Origin of the sequence: Catellatospora paridis (assembly GCF_009720365.1) — a bacterium.
In the GTDB taxonomy this organism is placed as follows: Bacteria; Actinomycetota; Actinomycetes; order Mycobacteriales; family Micromonosporaceae; genus Catellatospora; species Catellatospora paridis.
This window is the reverse complement of sequence record NZ_ML769314.1, coordinates 328,970-343,680: the sequence shown is the minus strand read 5'-3', so window position 1 is coordinate 343,680 and position 14,711 is coordinate 328,970. Positions and strand designations below refer to the sequence as shown.

The following is a 14,711-nucleotide window of genomic DNA, read 5'->3' as shown; positions in this document are numbered from 1 at the left end:
ATGTTCAGCGTGACGGTCCGCGACCACATGATGATCGCCCACAGCTTCCGGGGCGAGGTCTTCGGCCCGGCGCAGCGCCTGCACGGCGCGACGTTCGTCGTCGACGCCACGTTCAAGCGCGCCGAACTCGACCCCGACGACATCGTGGTCGACATCGCCGCCGCGTCGCAGGAGCTCAACGCCATAGTCGGCGCGCTGAACCTGCGCAACCTCGACGACGACCCCGCGTTCGCGGGCGTGAACACCACGACCGAGAAGCTGGCCCAGGTCATCGCGGACCGGCTGGCGGCCCGGGTGCACGCGGGCGCGTTCGGCGAGAACGCGCGCGGGCTGGCCGGGATCGCGGTGACGCTGCACGAGTCGCACATCGCCTGGGCCAGCTACGAGCGGCCCCTGTGAGCATGCGCCGCGCCCGCCCACGGGGCCGGGTCCGGCCACCCGGCACCCGGATCTTGTGCACTTCGTGTCGCCCTGGCCGCACGAAGTGCGCAAGATCCGAAAGGGCCGACGGGTGAGGACCGTCCACGTCGTCCTGCCGGGCGGGGTCGACGACCCGGCCGCGCCCAGCGGCGGCAACGTCTACGACCGGCGCGTCTGCGACAGCCTGGCCGCGTCCGGCTGGACGGTGCACGAGCACCCCGTGCCCGGCGCGTGGCCCACTCCCGGCCCGGCCGACCTCACCCGGCTGGCCGGGCAGCTCGCGGCGCTGCCCGACGACGCGGTCGTGCTGCTCGACGGACTCGTCGCCGTCGCCGCGCCGGACGTGCTGGCCGCGTGCACGCCCCGGCTGCGGCCGGTCGTGCTCGCGCACATGCTGTTCGGCGACGACGACGACCCGGGCCTGCGGCCCGGCGAGGCCCGGGTGCTGCGGGCGGCGGCCGCCGTCGTCACCACCAGCCGGTGGTGCCGCGAGCGCGCCATCGAGGCGTACGCCCTGCCGCCCGCCCGCGTCCACGCCGCCCCACCCGGCGTCGACCCCGCGCCCCTCGCCTCCGGGTCGCCCGCCGGGAACCGGCTGCTTTGCGTGGCCGCGCTCGCCCCGCACAAGGGCCAGCACCTGCTTCTCGACGCCCTGGACACGCTCACCGGGCTACCCTGGAGCTGCACCTTCGTCGGCTCGCCCGATCGCGACCCGGCGTACGCGGCACAACTGCGGGCGCACCCGGTCGCCGACCGGATCACCTTCGCGGGCGTGCGTACGGGTGAGGGCTTGGCCGCCGCGTACGGCGTCGCGGATCTGCTCGTGCTGCCCTCGCGCGGGGAGAGCTATGGCATGGTCGTCACCGAAGCGCTGGCCCGGGGCATCCCGGTGCTGGCCTGCGACGTCCAGGGGCTGCCCGAAGCGCTGGGCACGGCCCCGGACGGCAGTGTGCCCGGCCTGCTCGTCGCACCCGACAGTCCGGCGCTCGGCGACGCGCTGCGCCGCTGGCTCACCGAACCGGACCTGCGCGACCGGCTACGGGACGCGGCCCGCGCGCGACGCGCTCACCTCACCGGCTGGACCCGCACCGCGGAAGAGGTCGGCGCGGTGCTCTCCCGGGTGGCCCAGCCCGGTCCAGTGGCCCGATGACGGCGCTGTGTGCATAAATCCACAGACACGCGGGGACGGTACCTCTAGGAAGGATGAAGAGTCTGGACAGGAGGTCGCGTTGCACCGTGCCGTGACGGGTGTCCGCCTGCCGCCTTCGGGCCGCGCCGCGGGTCGCCTCGGGGCCTGGGCGCGCGCCGCCGCCGGGCTGCTCATCCTCGCGCTGCTCGTGTGGCAGGTGGGCACCGGGCCGTTCCTGGACGGCGTACGCCTCGTCGACCGGCCCGCGCTGCTGGCCGCGCTCGGCCTCGGCGCGCTGAGCACCGTGTGCTGCGCCTGGCGGTGGAGCCTGGTCGCCGAGGGCCTCGGCGTGCGGCTGCCGCTCGGCCGGGCCGTCAAGGCGTACTACCGCTCCCTGTTCCTCAACACGACGCTGCCCGGCGGCGTCGTCGGCGACGTGCACCGCGCGGTACGGCACGGCCTGGACATCAGCGACGTCCGGCTGGCCGTGCGAGCGGTGGTGCTGGAGCGCACCATCGGGCTGACCGTGCAGGTCGCCGCCTCACTGCTGATGCTGCTGGTGCTGCCGTCCCCGGTCCGGGACCGCATGCCCGTGATCGTCGCGGTCGTCGCCGCGACCGGGCTGGCCGTCGCGCTGGGCGTGCGGGCGGTGGCCCGCGGGCGGTCCGCCCGCTGGGCGACGGCGCTGCGGTCGGCGTACACCGATGTCCGTGAAGTGCTGCTCACCCGGCGGCGGTGGATCGGCATCGGGCTCGCCTCGGCGGTCGTCGTGACCGGACAGCTCGTCATGTTCGTGATCGCGGCCCGCACCGCGGGCGCGGACGCGCCGGTGACCCTGCTGGTGCCGCTGACGCAGCTGGCCCTGCTGGCCATGGCGCTGCCACTGAACATCGCCGGCTGGGGGCCCCGCGAAGGCGTCGCGGCCTGGGCGTTCGCCGCCGCCGGCCTGACCTCCACGCAGGGCGTCGCAGCCGCCGTCACCTACGGCGTGCTGGGCCTGGTCGCCGCGCTGCCCGGCGCCGCCGTCCTGCTGGCACGCACCAAGAGTCGGGGTGGACAGCATGCGTGAGCGCCCGTACGTCCTGCTCAGTTGCAGCATGTCGATCGACGGCTACCTCGACGGCGCGACCGACGAGCGGCTGCTGCTGTCGAACGCGGCCGACTTCGACCGGGTCGACGCGGTCCGCGCGTCGTGCGACGCGATCCTGGTCGGCGCGCGCACGGTGCGCCGGGACAACCCGCGCCTGATGGTGCGCACCCAGGCCCGCCGCGACGCCCGGACGGCCCGCGGCGTGCCCGAGTGCCCCATCAAGGTGACCGTCACCGAGAAGGCCAAGCTGGACCCGGGCGCCGCGTTCTTCACCGCCGGCGACGCGGAGAAGATCGTCTACTGCGCCAGCCCGCGGGTCGAGCACGCCCGCGCGCAGCTCGGCGGCGTGGCGACCGTGGTCGACGGCGGCCTGCCGGTGGACCTGCGCCAGGTGACCGAGGATCTGTACGACCGCGGCGTGTGCCGGCTGATGGTCGAGGGCGGCGGCACCATCCACACCCAGTTCCTGACCGCCGACCTCGCCGACGAGCTGCACCTGGTGGTGGCCCCGTTCTTCGTCGGCGACTCGCGGGCCAGCCGCTTCGTCAACGACGGGGACTTCCCGTGGAACCCTGGACGGCGCGCGAAGCTGGCCGACGTCCAGCAGATCGGGGACGTGGTGCTGCTGCGCTACGCGCTGTCGCCCCGGTTCGACAGCGCCGACCAGGAAGAACGGTGACCGGCATGCTGCCCCTGGCGACGGTGCGCACCCAGGTCCAGGTACCGATGCGGTTCCCCGACGGCTACACCACCATGGCCCGGGTCATCACCTTCACCGGGCTGGCCGACGGCCGCGAGCACCTGGCGCTCGGGCTCGGCGACCACGCCACGACCCTGCGCCGCGACGCCGACGACCTGCCCGTCCCGCTGGTGCGCCCGCACAGCGAGTGCCTGACCGGGGACGTGTTCGGCAGCCAGCGCTGCGACTGCGGCCCGCAGCTGCGCGAGGCCGCCGAACGCATCACCGTCGCCGGCGGATTCCTGCTCTACCTGCGCCAGGAGGGCCGCGGCATCGGCCTGTACGCCAAGATGGAGGCGTACGCGCTGCAGGACACCGGCCTGGACACCTACGAGGCGAACGTCGCCCTCGGCCACGACGAGGACGCGCGCGACTACACGGTCGCCGCGCAGATGCTGCACGCCCTCGACGTGTCCCGGGTCGCGCTGCTGTCCAACAACCCCGACAAGGCCGAGCAGCTCGCCCGGCTGGGGGTCACGGTGACCGAGCGCGTGCCGACCGCGGTGCACCTGTCCCCCGCCAACGCCGGCTATCTGGCCACCAAGGCCCGCCACGCCGCGCACACCCTCCAGCTCCGCCCGGCCCGCTGACATGCTCGACGCGACCCATCCGGCCACCCCCGTTTCGCCCGAGAACGAGCCTGATCCGGCGCACGCCGCGCCTTCGCCGCCGCCGGGCAGGGTGCGCCAGGTGCTGCTCGGGCTGGCGGTCCTGCTCCTGGCGGTGCTGCTCGTCGTGCCGAACGAACTCGGCCGGCTCACCCCCGCGGCGTTCCTGCGCATCCCGGTGGACGGCCTGCTCGCCGTCGCGCTGGCGGTGCTGCTGCCGACCCGGTTCCGGCGCGTCGCCGTCCCGGTGACCGGCGCCCTGCTCGGCCTGCTGGTCATCCTAAAGATCATCAGTCTCGGTTTCTCCGCGGTGCTCGACCGCCCCTTCCACCCCGTGCTCGACTGGCCGTTCCTCATCGCCGGGGCCGACTACCTGCGCCAGTCCAGCGGGCCGGCCGCGATGTGGGCCGCCGCCGCGGCCGCCCTGCTGCTCGCCCTCGCCGTACTGCTGCTGGTCATTGCCGCGTACCGGCACGCCGCCCGGCTCGCGCTGCGCCACCGCACCGCCGCCGCCCGCTCCGTGGCCGGCCTCGCAGCCGCGTGGACCGCCTGCGCCCTGGCCGGCGTGCAGCTGGTGCCCGGCGTCCCGGTGGCCGCCCACGACTCCTACGACCAGGTGAACCAGGTGCGCGCGGGCGCCCAGGACGAGCGGGTGTTCGGGGCCCTGCTGTCCGCCGACGCGTACCGCGACACCCCCACCGGGGATCTGCTGACCGCGCTGCGCGGCAAGGACGTCATCGTCGCCTTCGTGGAGAGCTACGGCCGGGTCGCGCTCACCGACCCCGAACTGACCTCGCAGGTCGGGCCCGCCCTCGACGCCGGCAACGCCCGGCTGCGCGCCGCCGGGTACACCGCCCGCAGCGCCTGGCTCACCTCGCCGACCACCGGCGGCGGCAGCTGGCTGGCCCAGTCCACGCTGCTGTCCGGCCTGTGGATCGACAACCAGCAGCGCTACCAGACCATGATGGCCAGCGACCGGTTCACCCTGCCCGCCGCGTTCGGCCGGGCCGGGTGGCGAACCGTCGCCGTCATGCCCGCCACCACCACCCCGTGGCCCGAGGGCGCGGTCTACGGCTACGACCAGCTCTACACCGCCCCCGACCTCGGCTACCAGGGACCGCGCTACAGCTTCGCGACCATGCCCGACCAGTACACCCTGCACACCTTCCAGCAGCGCGAGCGCGCACCCGGCCACCTGCCGCTGATGGCGGTGATCCCGCTGATCTCCAGCCACTCGCCCTGGGAGCCCGTGCCGAAGATGCTGCCCTGGGACACCGTCGGCGACGGCTCCGTGTACGACACCGCCGCCGGCTCCGACGACCCCGCCGAGATCGTCGAGAAGCGCGACCGCGACCGGGTCCGCCACGCCTACCGCAACGCGATCACGTACTCGGTGAACACGCTGGTCTCCTACGTGGAGACGTACGGCGGCGACGACCTCGTGCTGGTCTTCCTCGGCGATCACCAGCCCTCGCCGTCGGTGTCCGGGCAAAACGCCAGCCGCGACTCGCCGATCACCGTGGTCGCCCGCGACCCGGCGGTCCTCGACCGGATCACCGCCTGGAACTGGCAGGACGGCCTCAACCCCGGCCCCGACGCCCCCGTCTGGCGCATGGACGCCTTCCGCGACCGCTTCCTCTCCGCGTACGCCCGCTGACCCCGCAGCCGCCCCGCACCCTCGGGCCAAGATCGCTCGACTTGCCTGGCACATGGGGGAAAGCGCGGCCAAGATACGCGCGACTGCCTGGCAAGTCGGATGATCGTGGGCGGGCCGCGGCAGGTGTCGCGGGCGGGCGGCCGTGAGGTGCGCAACGTGAGTCGGTTTGCTGATAGCGCAACCAACGCCGATCCGCTCCACTCAGCACATGCTGCGTCGTGCCTGCCTCGCCCTGCTCGCCGTCACCGTCCTCGCCGGTTGCGGCGACGACGAACCCACCCCTACCACGTCGACGCCCAGCGCGCAGACGAGCGTGTCCGCGGAGGCCTCCCCCATCCCGTCGGTGAGCCCGGCAGTGTCGCCGTCACCCTCCCCAGCGATCAACTTCACCGTTGACGGCGCGGGCCCGTACACGATCGGCGCGAACCTGGAGGCCTTGAAGGCGGGCGGCTTGCTGGAGGAGGTCAAGACCGGTGCGGAGACCTGCCCCGCCAACACCACCGCCCGCGGCACCGGCGTGTGGAAGGACATCCGGCTGCAGTTCCGTCCGGACGGCGTGCTCTACCTCGCGGTCAACCGGTCCAAGACGGTCCCGACGCCGTCCGGCGCCCGCCTCGGCATGACCCTCGCCGCGGTGTCGTCGATCTACGGCAGCCTCGCCAAGGAGCTGAACGGCGGCGCCGCGCTCCTGGTCACCACGACGTCCGGGCGGGGCATCCTATTCGACCTCGACCAGAGCAAGAAGGTCTTCGCGATGATCGCCGGCGACGCCGCCTACCTGAAGTCCAGCTACGAGGGCGGCACCGACTTCTGCTGAGCCCGCCTGCTCCGGGCGGTGCGGGCGAGACCCGCACCGCCCGCGGCGTCGATCCTCGAAGTCACCTGACCACGGTCACCGGCCGCGCGACCCTGGCGAGTTCGACGGTGTATCCAGCGCGACGTACTTCTTCGGCGGCGAACTGCCGGCACCGTCCTGGAGTGGCTCAGCGGTTCAGTAAACAGTGTTCTGCCTGGCGTAGACGTGGACCGGGACAGGGTTCGGCAGGTCTACCAAGGGCAAACTCTGGTGTCGTCGTCATCGTTGGTCGGCGCAGGTCGCCCTTTGACGGCCTGGAGACGGCCTGACACCGCATGGCATCCGGACGCGGACCGAGCACCGTCAACGCAGCCTTGACGGTGCTTCCTCCCGCTTCATGGCGGCTCAGCGAAGTTAGCGGGGGTCGAGGTGGCCGCGGTGACAGGTGGTGACAATGGTGACAGGAAAGATCAACAGCGGCCTCCCGTCCGACCGGCGGGATGACGGCCCGGCGGGGCATTGCGGCAATGCCCACCGACCGCCGCCCCGAGATTGTCCCGGTCGCCGCGCGTCCCGGCACCGCCGACGCCGAGCTCCGCCCAGGTCAGGACTGGTCTATTCGATCCCGGATGGCCGTGCGGATGTCTGCCAGCGACCAGCTCAACGACCCGCCCTGGATCACCAACGGCGTGCCGAACCGCGCCAGGTTGGCCCGCCCTTCGCCGCGCAGCCACGGCCGCAACCGCCAGACCGCGTCCTGCGGTTCGGTCGGGACGATCAGCAGCACCGGCACCAGACGCGATCCGGTGACCTTCAGATCATCGCGCACGTCGGCGATTTCGTCCCAGCCCAACGCCGGCCCCATCAGCGGCATCCGGAGGCCCTCATCAGTGATCACGAGGACCGGCACCCGCAGCAGCGTGCTCACCACCACGGGAAACGCGGCCAGGACCAGGAACGCCGCGCCCGCGACCGCTACAGCTGTGCCGGTGCCACCGCCCACGATCACGCCGAGTACCACCGGGACACAGACGAGTCCGAGCAACATCAGATACTGCGCATCGGGTCTTATCCGGATCCGTATAGGCATCTGGTCTCCTTGCCGTCGTTTCGACGTACATGCTAGGCGCGGACGGACGCCGCGCTGCCCCTGCTAAGCGTGGTCGATCTGGCCGCTTCGCTCAATCTGTTCCCAGGCTGGCGCGACTAGCTCGCCACTCCAGGGCTTCGGGCGTCTCGTGGTACTCGAGCAGGTGCTGGCCAGCAATCTCGCTCAGCAACTCCCGGACTTCGGCGGGGGTGGCGTAGAAGTACTCTCGCCGCAGGTCCACCTGGTCCATGGTGACGCTGCTACTCGAACTCGGCGTGCCCCCGCACACGGTCCAGGCGCTGGCCCGGCACGCCGACGTGGATATCACCTTGAAGGTCTACGCTCGCACCAACCTCGAAGCGATCCGCCAGGCGGCCAAGCGTCTCGATGACCACTTGGATTGACCCCACTGCTACACGAGCTGCTACACACGGGGGTAATTCCCGCTTGTAGCAGCCCGTTTGTGCTGGTGGGCGTGGCAGGGTTCGAACCTGCGACCCTCCGCTTGTAAGGCGGATGCTCTCCCGCTGAGCTACACGCCCGCTCGGCTGCGCCGACACGAACCGGCACATCCTACCTGACCGGCGACCCCGCCCTCACGGGACTTATCCGCCCGCCATGACCACGTCCCCGCCCCGACGGAGCGGGAACGCGATCATGAATCGGGCTCAGAGCGCCGCGAGCGCCTTGCGCCAGGCGTCCTGATCACGGGCCTCACCGGGCAGGTTCATCTCGGCGTACCGGACGACGCCCGCCTTGTCGATGACGAACGTCCCCCGGTTGGCGAACCCCCGGTCGTCGTTGAAGACGCCGTACGCCTGGGCCACGCCGCCGTGCGGCCAGAAGTCGGCCAGCAGCGGGAACTCGTAGCCCTGCTCGGTTGCCCACACCTTGTGTGCGAACACCGAGTCGACGCTGACCGACAGCACCTGGGTGCCGTCGTTGGCGAAGTCGTTGAGGTTGTCGCGGATCTCGCACAGCTCGCCCTCGCAGGTGCGGGTGAAGGCGAGCGGGTAGAAGACCAGCAGCACGTTCTTGTCACCGCGGAAGTCGGACAGCCTGACTTCCTGGTTGTTCTGGTCCTTCAGCATGAAGTCCGGCGCCGTCGCGCCCGCCTCGATCGGCATGATGTGCCCCCACGATCGGTGAAGCTTCCATGATCGCAGGGGTGCCTGGCGGCCTGCCGGTCGGGGCAGGCCGCTCGTCGTCCGCGGCGGAGCTCAGCGCTTGGGCGCGCGCGCCGCCTTCGGGGCCACCAACCGCGCCGCGCTCCAGTCCTTGCCGGCGCTGAGGGTGGAAGTCTGGGTAAGTCCGGCGGTGGGTGCCGCCTCGCTGATTTCGCTGGGCTCGACGTGCCCGGGCCGACCCGACTTGGGGGTCAGCAGCCACACCACGCCGCTCTCGGCGAGCGGGGCGATGGAGTCGACGAGCAGGTCGACCAGGTCACCATCGTCCTCGCGGTACCACACCAGGACCGCGTCGACGACCTCGTCGGTGTCCTCGTCCACCAGATCTGATCCGCATGCGTCGGCCAGGGCGTCACGGAGCTCGGAGTCGACGTCGTCGTCGTACCCCATCTCCATGACCACCATGTCCGGCTCGATGCCGAACCGGTCCGCCAGGCTGCGTACGCCCTCGGCGGCCTGACCAGCGGTCGCGCTCACTGTCTTGTGCCTCCTCTTCGTTTTCCGGACACCCGCAGTTCGCTGCGGGATCACTCGATTATTGTCGTCGGCGTCACAGCCGACTGCGGGTAGTCCACACAGTTCTAGCGCCCAGCGCAAGTGGCGGCCTCGGCGGGTCGCCAAAAACGCGGCTCAGGCGCTTCACGGAGCGGCGCGGGACCGCGTCCGCTCAAGATCATCCGACTTGCCGGGCACCTGTGCGTATCTTGGACGGCTTTTCGCCCACCTGCCTGGCAAATCGAGCGATCTTGAGCCCCCGCGCGGCGACCGGCGGGGCTCAGGCGGCCGCGCGGGGGCTCAGGCGGCCAGCAGGGCACGGGCGGCGCGTTCGATGGCGTCCTCGCCGACCAGCACGTGGTCGGCGGCGGGGCCGAGCGGCAGGAAGGTGTCCACGGCCGCGACGCGCCGGGCCAGGCCGACGTAGCCGGCGTCGACCAGCGCGGCGAGCACTCCCTCGCCGACCCCGCCGGAGCGGCGGGTCTCGTCGACGACCAGCACGCGGCCGGTGGCGCCGGCCTCGCGCACGATGTCGGCCAGCGGCAGCGGGGCGAGCCAGCGCAGGTCGACGACGCGGCAGCCGTGGCCCTCCTCGGCCAGCCGGGCGGCGACCCGCAGGGACATGCGTACGCCGTTGCCGAAGGTGAGCACGGTGAGCCGGTCCCCGGTGCCGTAGGAGTGGCTGCGGGCGCGGCCGACGGGCACGTGCGTGTCGGCCCAGCGGTCGGGTGCGGCGTACGGGCTCAGCCAGCCGCCGTCGCCGTCGGCGTGCAGGTCACGGGTGTGGTAGAGCGCGATGGGCTCCAGGAAGACGCTGACCGTGCCGTCGACCTCGGCCGCGGCGACGCAGGTGCGCAGCATGGCCGCGGCGTCGTCGGCGCGCGACGGCACGGCGACGACGAGGCCGGGGATGTCGCGCAGCACGGCGACGGAGTTGTCGTTGTGGAAGTGGCCGCCGAAGCCCTTCTGGTAGGCGAGCCCGGCGATGCGTACGACCATGGGGTTGCGGTAGGCACCCTGGGAGAAGAAGCGCATGCTGGCGGCCTCGCCGCGCAGCTGATCTTCGGCGTTGTGCAGGTACGCCAGGTACTGGATCTCGGGGATGGGCAGCAGCCCGCCGAGCCCGGCGCCGAGCCCGAGGCCGAGGATGGACGTCTCGTCGAGCAGGGTGTCGAAGACCCGGGCGGGGCCGAAGCGGTCGCGCAGGCCCTTGGTGACCCCGTAGACGCCGCCCTTGCGGGCCACGTCCTCGCCGAAGACCATCGCCTGCGGATGGCTGATCATGAGGTCGGACAGGGTGGCGTTGACGGCCTGGGCGAGGGTCTGCGGGCCGGACTGCTCGGGCAGCTTGCCGCCGAAGATGCGGTGGCGCTCGGCCAGCGCCGCGCCCGCGGCCCGTTCCCCGGCCCGCGCGATGGTCTTGGCGACGCGCAGCGGGCGGCGCGGGGCAAGCGGAGCGACGACCTCGGCGGCGGAGGCGAGCTTCGGCTCGTCACGGACCTGGGCGGCGGTCTGCTGCACCCGCCAGGCGATCTCGTCGTACCGGCTGAGCAGCTCCATCGGGCTGGCCTGCCCGGCGTCGACGAGCAGGCGCGCGGTGCGCAGCAGCGGGTCCAGGGTCAGGTCGTGCTCGATCTCGGCGGGGGTGCGGTAGGCGAGTTCGGCGTCGGCCCCGGCGTGGCCCATCAACCGCACCGTGCGCAGGTGCAGCACCGCGGGGCGGCGGTGGCGGCGCACCCAGGACACCGCGGAGCGGGCCACCGCGTACGTGTCCGCGAGGTCGCAGCCGTCGGCGTGGAAGTAGCGGATGCCGGGGCGCGAGCGCAGGGTCTCGCCGACCCAGCCGGCGGGTGAGCGCACGCTGATGCCCAGCCCGTTGTCCTCGCACACGAACAGCAGGGGCAGCCGCAGCCCGGTGAAGTCGGACCAGCCGGCGGTGTTGAAGGCGGCGACGGCGCTGGCGTGGTTGACCGAGGCGTCGCCGAACGAGCAGAGCACGACGGCGTCGCGGGGCCAGGCGGGCGGCACGAGCACAGGCTGCCCGGAGTCGGCTGCGTGCCGGCCGCTGGGGCCGCGGGCGTCCAGGCCCTGCCGGGAGCGCTCGACGGCGAACGCCAGGCCGACCGCGCGGGGCAGGTGCGAGGCGATGGTCGAGGTGGTCGGGATGACGTTGAGGTCGGTGCTGCCGAAGACCTTGTGCCGCCCGCCCGCGATCGGCTCGGCGGCGCTGGCCACGACGCCGCGCAGCACGTCGCGGATGGCGTCGACCTTGCCCTCGGCGAGCTGGGCGGCGCGCGCGGCGTAGAAGGCGCCGGAGCGGTAGTGCAGCAGTGCCGGGTCGGTGGGGCGCAGCGCCGCGGCGACGCCCGCGTTGCCCTCGTGCCCGGCCGAGCCGATGGTGTAGTACCCGGCGCCGTCGGCCCGCAGCCGCCGCGCGGCCAGGTCCAGGTGCCTGCTGGTGACCTGCGCGTCGAAGAGTTCCCTGGCCATGGTCCCGGTGAGGCCACTGTCGGGGCGCACCGTCGCATGCGGATCGCCGTTCGGCGGGGTGCTGGCGGGCCACGCCGCGAGCGCGCTCCGGAACCGTTCGTCGAGATCATGAGAGGTGCTCACGCTGCACAGCATTACCCAGAGGTGCCAGGGGCGACCACCCGGATCGGTGATCGGACACGCCACACCGCCCTGCAAGATGGACGATTTATCCAGATTTACCCATAATCTGCGTCATGGCTCACCGGTCCCCCCGTGTCCGTCGTCTTCTGCTCGCCGCCGCAGGCATAGGCCTGCTCGCCGCGCTCGCGCCCCAGCAACCGGCCGCGCTGGCCGCGGCCGCGCCCGCCGCCGCAGAGGAACCCGCGGTGCTGGTCGGCGCGGGCGACATCGGCAGCTGCCTCAGCGACGGTGACGAGGCCACGGCGAAGCTGCTCGACCGGATCCCCGGCACCGTGTTCACCCTCGGCGACAACGCGTACGTGGCCGGCACCGCCGAGCAGTTCCAGAAGTGCTACGAGCCCTACTGGGGCCGCCACAAGGACCGCACCCGCCCGGCCATCGGCAACCACGACATGCGCACCGACGACGGCGGGCCGTACTACGACTACTTCGGCGACGCCGCGGGCGAGAAGGACAAGGGCTGGTACTCGTACGAGCTCAACGGCTGGCAGGTCCTGGTGCTCAACTCCACCTGCGACCTGGTCGACTGCGAGGACGACTCCGAGCAGGCCGAATGGCTGCGCGAGGAGCTGGAGTCATCCGACGCCAAGTGCACCGTGGCGATGTGGCACCACCCACTGTTCACCTCCGGCTGGAAGCACGGCGCCGACCCCCGCGTGAAGCCCTTCTTCCAGCTCCTCTACGACCACGGCGTGGAACTCGTCCTCAACGGCCACAACCACCACTACGAGCGCTTCGCCCCGCAGACCCCCGACGGCGAGCTCGACAAGGAAAAGGGCGTCCGCCAGTTCACCGTCGGCACCGGCGGCGGCGGTCTCAACGGCTTCAGCAAGGACAACATCGCCCCCAACTCCCGCGCCCGCAGCGCCGACACCTTCGGAGTCCTGAAGCTCTCCCTCTACCAGGACTTCTACACCTGGAAGTTCGTCTCCCCCGCCGGCGCCACCTTCCAAGACCAGGGCGCCGACACCTGCCACTGACCCCGCCTCACTGCCCACCAAGATCGCGACGATCTTGCGTGAACTGTTGGGGATATGCCCGATATGGGCGTGTCATCCCCACAGCCCGCGCAAGATCGTCTCGATCTTGTGGGGTGGGTGGGTCAGTCGCGCCAGCCGGAGATGTCGACGCCCTTGGCGGATTCGACGCGGAGGGCGAAGTGGATTTCCTGGGTGGTGTTCGCGGGCAGGGTGAGCTGCCAGGTGTAGACGCCCAGGTCGGAGCGTTCTGCGGGGTCTGGTTTGGCGCTCAGTTCTTTGACGGTGATCTGAGGGTCGCGGGAGACGGGGAGCTGGTCGAGGACGGTGACGCTGACCTGGCGGGGGCTGTGGTTCGCCACCGTGATCTTGTATTCGGCGTCGGTGCGGCGGGACGAGCCCAGGGTGGCCTTGCTGGCGGAGCGGCGGACCAGCTCGCGTTCGACGCGGACGCGGTCGTCGACGCCGAGGGCCAGTTCGCGTTCCTCCTGGGGGGCCCAGGGGTCGAGGCGGGTGGAGCCGACGAAGTCGCCCTCGTGGAACAGGGCCGCGGAGCCGCCGGGCAGGGTGTGGCCGGAGGTGTTGAGGACGGTGGCGCGCAGGGTGGCCTCCTCGGCGCGTACCGGCGCGGTGATGTGGTCCAGGCGGGCGGCCAGGTCGAAGCGCGCGATGAGGGTGCGGTGCGCGGTGCCGTCGGCGGGCACGGCCACCGGCTTGAGCGGGGTGTACGTCGCCGCGACCGGCCCCTCCTCCACGCTCGCGCTGGTCTCGCGCACCGCGGCCCGCGCCTTGGGCATCATGGTCTGCATCGGCGCGGCCCCCGGAGCGGGTGGCGGCGGGGCGGACATCGGCATCGCGGCGGCGGCGTAGGCGACCGGCATCGGGCGCAGCACGTCGACGAACCAGGGGTCCAGCTCGGGCACCTCGAGCGCGCCCGCCGGGCGGGCCGTGGACAGCTTGAGCGCGCACTCCGGCCAGTCCTCGCCGGTCCGCTGGGTGATCATGCCGTGCCAGGTCAGCGACAGCGTCTCCCCGGCCAGCCGCAGGTCGTAGCCGCTGCTCCAGCTCGCGCCGGGCACCACGTAGGACAGCTCCAGCTCGATCTCGCCGTCCCCGTCGACCTCCAGCAGGACCTCGGCGACCAGCCGGTCCGGCCGGGTGCTGCCGCGCAGGTCCATCAGCCGCCGCTCGGTCGCCTCCCGGCGGCGGTGCAGGTCGAGCCGCTCGCGCTCGCGGCTGCGGCGGGCCGCGTGGATCGCGGTGAGCTGCTCGTCCAGGCCGTCGGCGAACCGTGCCGCGGCCGTGGGTTCACCGGTGGCCAGCGCCCCCGCACCGCGCATGGCCAGCCGGCCCAGGAAGCGTTCGCGTGCCGTGGCGACCGCATCGGCGTCGTTCAACACCGCGATCGCGGCCTCGATCTCGCGCAGCTCCGCCTCCAGCGCGGTGACCGTGGCGTGCGAGGTCACCGGCTCACGCTGGGTCACCACGTTCACCCCGGCCACGGTCGCCGGGCCGTGCCCGGACACCCGCACCGAGTCGCGCAGCAGGTTCAGCGGCAGGGGTCCATACGGGACGCGGTGCTCGCCAGGCGCCAGGGTCACCGTGCCGCGCCGGGTCACCCGCGCCCGGTCCGGGAACACGGTGACGGCGACGATCGGGGCGTCGACCAGGTCGGGGCCGTCTGCGCTCAGCGTCATGCCCGCACCTCGCCGTGTCCGGCACGTTCCGCTGGTACGACGATTCGTTCGCTCATGAAATGAGGCTACCCAAACGGGCTCAGGGGAAGCGCCCCAAATGGGGCGGGGCGGCCACGGCCGGATGCCGTGACCGCCCCGTACTCCAGGGAGGAG

15 protein-coding genes and 1 tRNA gene are annotated in these 14,711 nt (G+C 72.3%); 9 read left to right on the top strand and 7 right to left on the bottom strand.

Annotated elements, in window-relative coordinates:
• From F9C41_RS10640 to F9C41_RS10610, 7 genes are all read left to right on the top strand, one after another.
• Entirely contained in the window at positions 1-399 is a 399-nt protein-coding gene (locus tag F9C41_RS10640; protein WP_155386531.1) for a 6-pyruvoyl trahydropterin synthase family protein, read from the top strand.
• A 112-nt stretch (positions 400-511) separates the two neighbouring features.
• Positions 512-1,570 carry a glycosyltransferase family 4 protein gene (locus F9C41_RS10635; protein ID WP_155386530.1) on the top strand — a complete coding sequence of 353 codons (1,059 nt, stop codon included), beginning with the start codon at positions 512-514 and terminating at the stop codon, positions 1,568-1,570.
• Positions 1,571-1,649: 79 nt separating this feature from the next.
• Entirely contained in the window at positions 1,650-2,618 is a 969-nt protein-coding gene (locus tag F9C41_RS10630) for a lysylphosphatidylglycerol synthase transmembrane domain-containing protein (protein ID WP_155386529.1), read from the top strand.
• Complete coding sequence (locus F9C41_RS10625; RefSeq protein WP_155386528.1) at positions 2,611-3,318, top strand: RibD family protein; 708 nt, start codon at positions 2,611-2,613, stop codon at positions 3,316-3,318. The genes F9C41_RS10630 and F9C41_RS10625 overlap by 8 nt, the downstream gene beginning before the upstream one ends.
• Positions 3,319-3,323: 5 nt before the next feature.
• A complete protein-coding gene (locus F9C41_RS10620) occupies positions 3,324-3,968 on the top strand; it encodes a GTP cyclohydrolase II (protein WP_407924692.1) in 645 nt (214 codons plus the stop codon).
• A 1-nt stretch (position 3,969) separates the two neighbouring features.
• The gene (locus tag F9C41_RS10615) at positions 3,970-5,643 is read left to right on the top strand and encodes a sulfatase-like hydrolase/transferase (protein WP_155386526.1); all 1,674 of its coding nucleotides are present in this window, start codon (positions 3,970-3,972) and stop codon (positions 5,641-5,643) included.
• 208 nt (positions 5,644-5,851) lie between these two features.
• Complete coding sequence (locus F9C41_RS10610; RefSeq protein WP_155386525.1) at positions 5,852-6,460, top strand: hypothetical protein; 609 nt, start codon at positions 5,852-5,854, stop codon at positions 6,458-6,460.
• A 583-nt stretch (positions 6,461-7,043) separates the two neighbouring features.
• Here the strand turns inward: F9C41_RS10610 and F9C41_RS10605 are convergent.
• Both F9C41_RS10605 and F9C41_RS10600 read right to left on the bottom strand, forming a co-directional pair.
• Entirely contained in the window at positions 7,044-7,529 is a 486-nt protein-coding gene (locus tag F9C41_RS10605) for a hypothetical protein (protein WP_155386524.1), read from the bottom strand.
• 91 nt (positions 7,530-7,620) lie between these two features.
• Positions 7,621-7,779, bottom strand: coding sequence for a hypothetical protein (locus F9C41_RS10600; RefSeq protein WP_155386523.1), 159 nt, complete (start codon positions 7,777-7,779; stop codon positions 7,621-7,623).
• Between F9C41_RS10600 and F9C41_RS10595 the strand changes: the two genes are divergently transcribed.
• A complete protein-coding gene (locus tag F9C41_RS10595) occupies positions 7,778-7,933 on the top strand; it encodes a site-specific integrase (protein WP_155386522.1) in 156 nt (51 codons plus the stop codon). The genes F9C41_RS10600 and F9C41_RS10595 overlap by 2 nt on opposite strands.
• 63 nt (positions 7,934-7,996) lie before the next feature.
• On the opposite strand, the gene F9C41_RS10590 is transcribed toward F9C41_RS10595, so the two are convergent.
• The 4 genes from F9C41_RS10590 to F9C41_RS10575 all read right to left on the bottom strand — a co-directional run bounded on the left by F9C41_RS10590 (position 7,997) and on the right by F9C41_RS10575 (position 11,836).
• A tRNA-Val gene (locus F9C41_RS10590) sits at positions 7,997-8,071 on the bottom strand.
• Positions 8,072-8,197: 126 nt separating this feature from the next.
• Positions 8,198-8,656, bottom strand: coding sequence for a peroxiredoxin (locus F9C41_RS10585; protein WP_155386521.1), 459 nt, complete (start codon positions 8,654-8,656; stop codon positions 8,198-8,200).
• A 93-nt stretch (positions 8,657-8,749) separates the two neighbouring features.
• Entirely contained in the window at positions 8,750-9,193 is a 444-nt protein-coding gene (locus F9C41_RS10580; RefSeq protein WP_155386520.1) for a DUF3052 domain-containing protein, read from the bottom strand.
• A gap of 318 nt (positions 9,194-9,511) precedes the next feature.
• Positions 9,512-11,836: a thiamine pyrophosphate-dependent enzyme gene (locus tag F9C41_RS10575; protein WP_155386519.1), complete on the bottom strand. Its 2,325-nt coding sequence runs from the start codon at positions 11,834-11,836 to the stop codon at positions 9,512-9,514.
• Between the two features lie 101 nt (positions 11,837-11,937).
• Here F9C41_RS10575 and F9C41_RS10570 point away from each other — a divergent pair, with 101 nt between their 5' ends.
• Complete coding sequence (locus F9C41_RS10570; RefSeq protein WP_155386518.1) at positions 11,938-12,864, top strand: metallophosphoesterase family protein; 927 nt, start codon at positions 11,938-11,940, stop codon at positions 12,862-12,864.
• A 122-nt stretch (positions 12,865-12,986) separates the two neighbouring features.
• Here F9C41_RS10570 and F9C41_RS10565 read toward each other — a convergent pair whose 3' ends face one another.
• A complete protein-coding gene (locus F9C41_RS10565; RefSeq protein ID WP_155386517.1) occupies positions 12,987-14,558 on the bottom strand; it encodes a DUF4139 domain-containing protein in 1,572 nt (523 codons plus the stop codon).
• Positions 14,559-14,711 lie beyond the last annotated feature (153 nt).

Excerpts from the sequence above, each read along its gene's own strand:
- F9C41_RS10640 (WP_155386531.1), top strand. The coding sequence starts at position 1 with ATGTTCAGCGTGACGGTCCGCGACCACATGATGATCGCCCACAGCTTC.
- F9C41_RS10625 (WP_155386528.1), top strand. The coding sequence starts at position 2,611 with ATGCGTGAGCGCCCGTACGTCCTGCTCAGTTGCAGCATGTCGATCGAC.
- F9C41_RS10620 (WP_407924692.1), top strand. The coding sequence starts at position 3,324 with ATGCTGCCCCTGGCGACGGTGCGCACCCAGGTCCAGGTACCGATGCGG.
- F9C41_RS10615 (WP_155386526.1), top strand. The coding sequence starts at position 3,970 with ATGCTCGACGCGACCCATCCGGCCACCCCCGTTTCGCCCGAGAACGAG.
- F9C41_RS10610 (WP_155386525.1), top strand. The coding sequence starts at position 5,852 with ATGCTGCGTCGTGCCTGCCTCGCCCTGCTCGCCGTCACCGTCCTCGCC.
- F9C41_RS10605 (WP_155386524.1), bottom strand. The coding sequence starts at position 7,529 with ATGCCTATACGGATCCGGATAAGACCCGATGCGCAGTATCTGATGTTG.
- F9C41_RS10595 (WP_155386522.1), top strand. The coding sequence starts at position 7,778 with ATGGTGACGCTGCTACTCGAACTCGGCGTGCCCCCGCACACGGTCCAG.
- F9C41_RS10600 (WP_155386523.1), bottom strand. The coding sequence starts at position 7,779 with ATGGACCAGGTGGACCTGCGGCGAGAGTACTTCTACGCCACCCCCGCC.
- F9C41_RS10585 (WP_155386521.1), bottom strand. The coding sequence starts at position 8,656 with ATGCCGATCGAGGCGGGCGCGACGGCGCCGGACTTCATGCTGAAGGAC.
- F9C41_RS10575 (WP_155386519.1), bottom strand. The coding sequence starts at position 11,836 with ATGCTGTGCAGCGTGAGCACCTCTCATGATCTCGACGAACGGTTCCGG.
- F9C41_RS10570 (WP_155386518.1), top strand. The coding sequence starts at position 11,938 with ATGGCTCACCGGTCCCCCCGTGTCCGTCGTCTTCTGCTCGCCGCCGCA.
- F9C41_RS10565 (WP_155386517.1), bottom strand. The coding sequence starts at position 14,558 with ATGACGCTGAGCGCAGACGGCCCCGACCTGGTCGACGCCCCGATCGTC.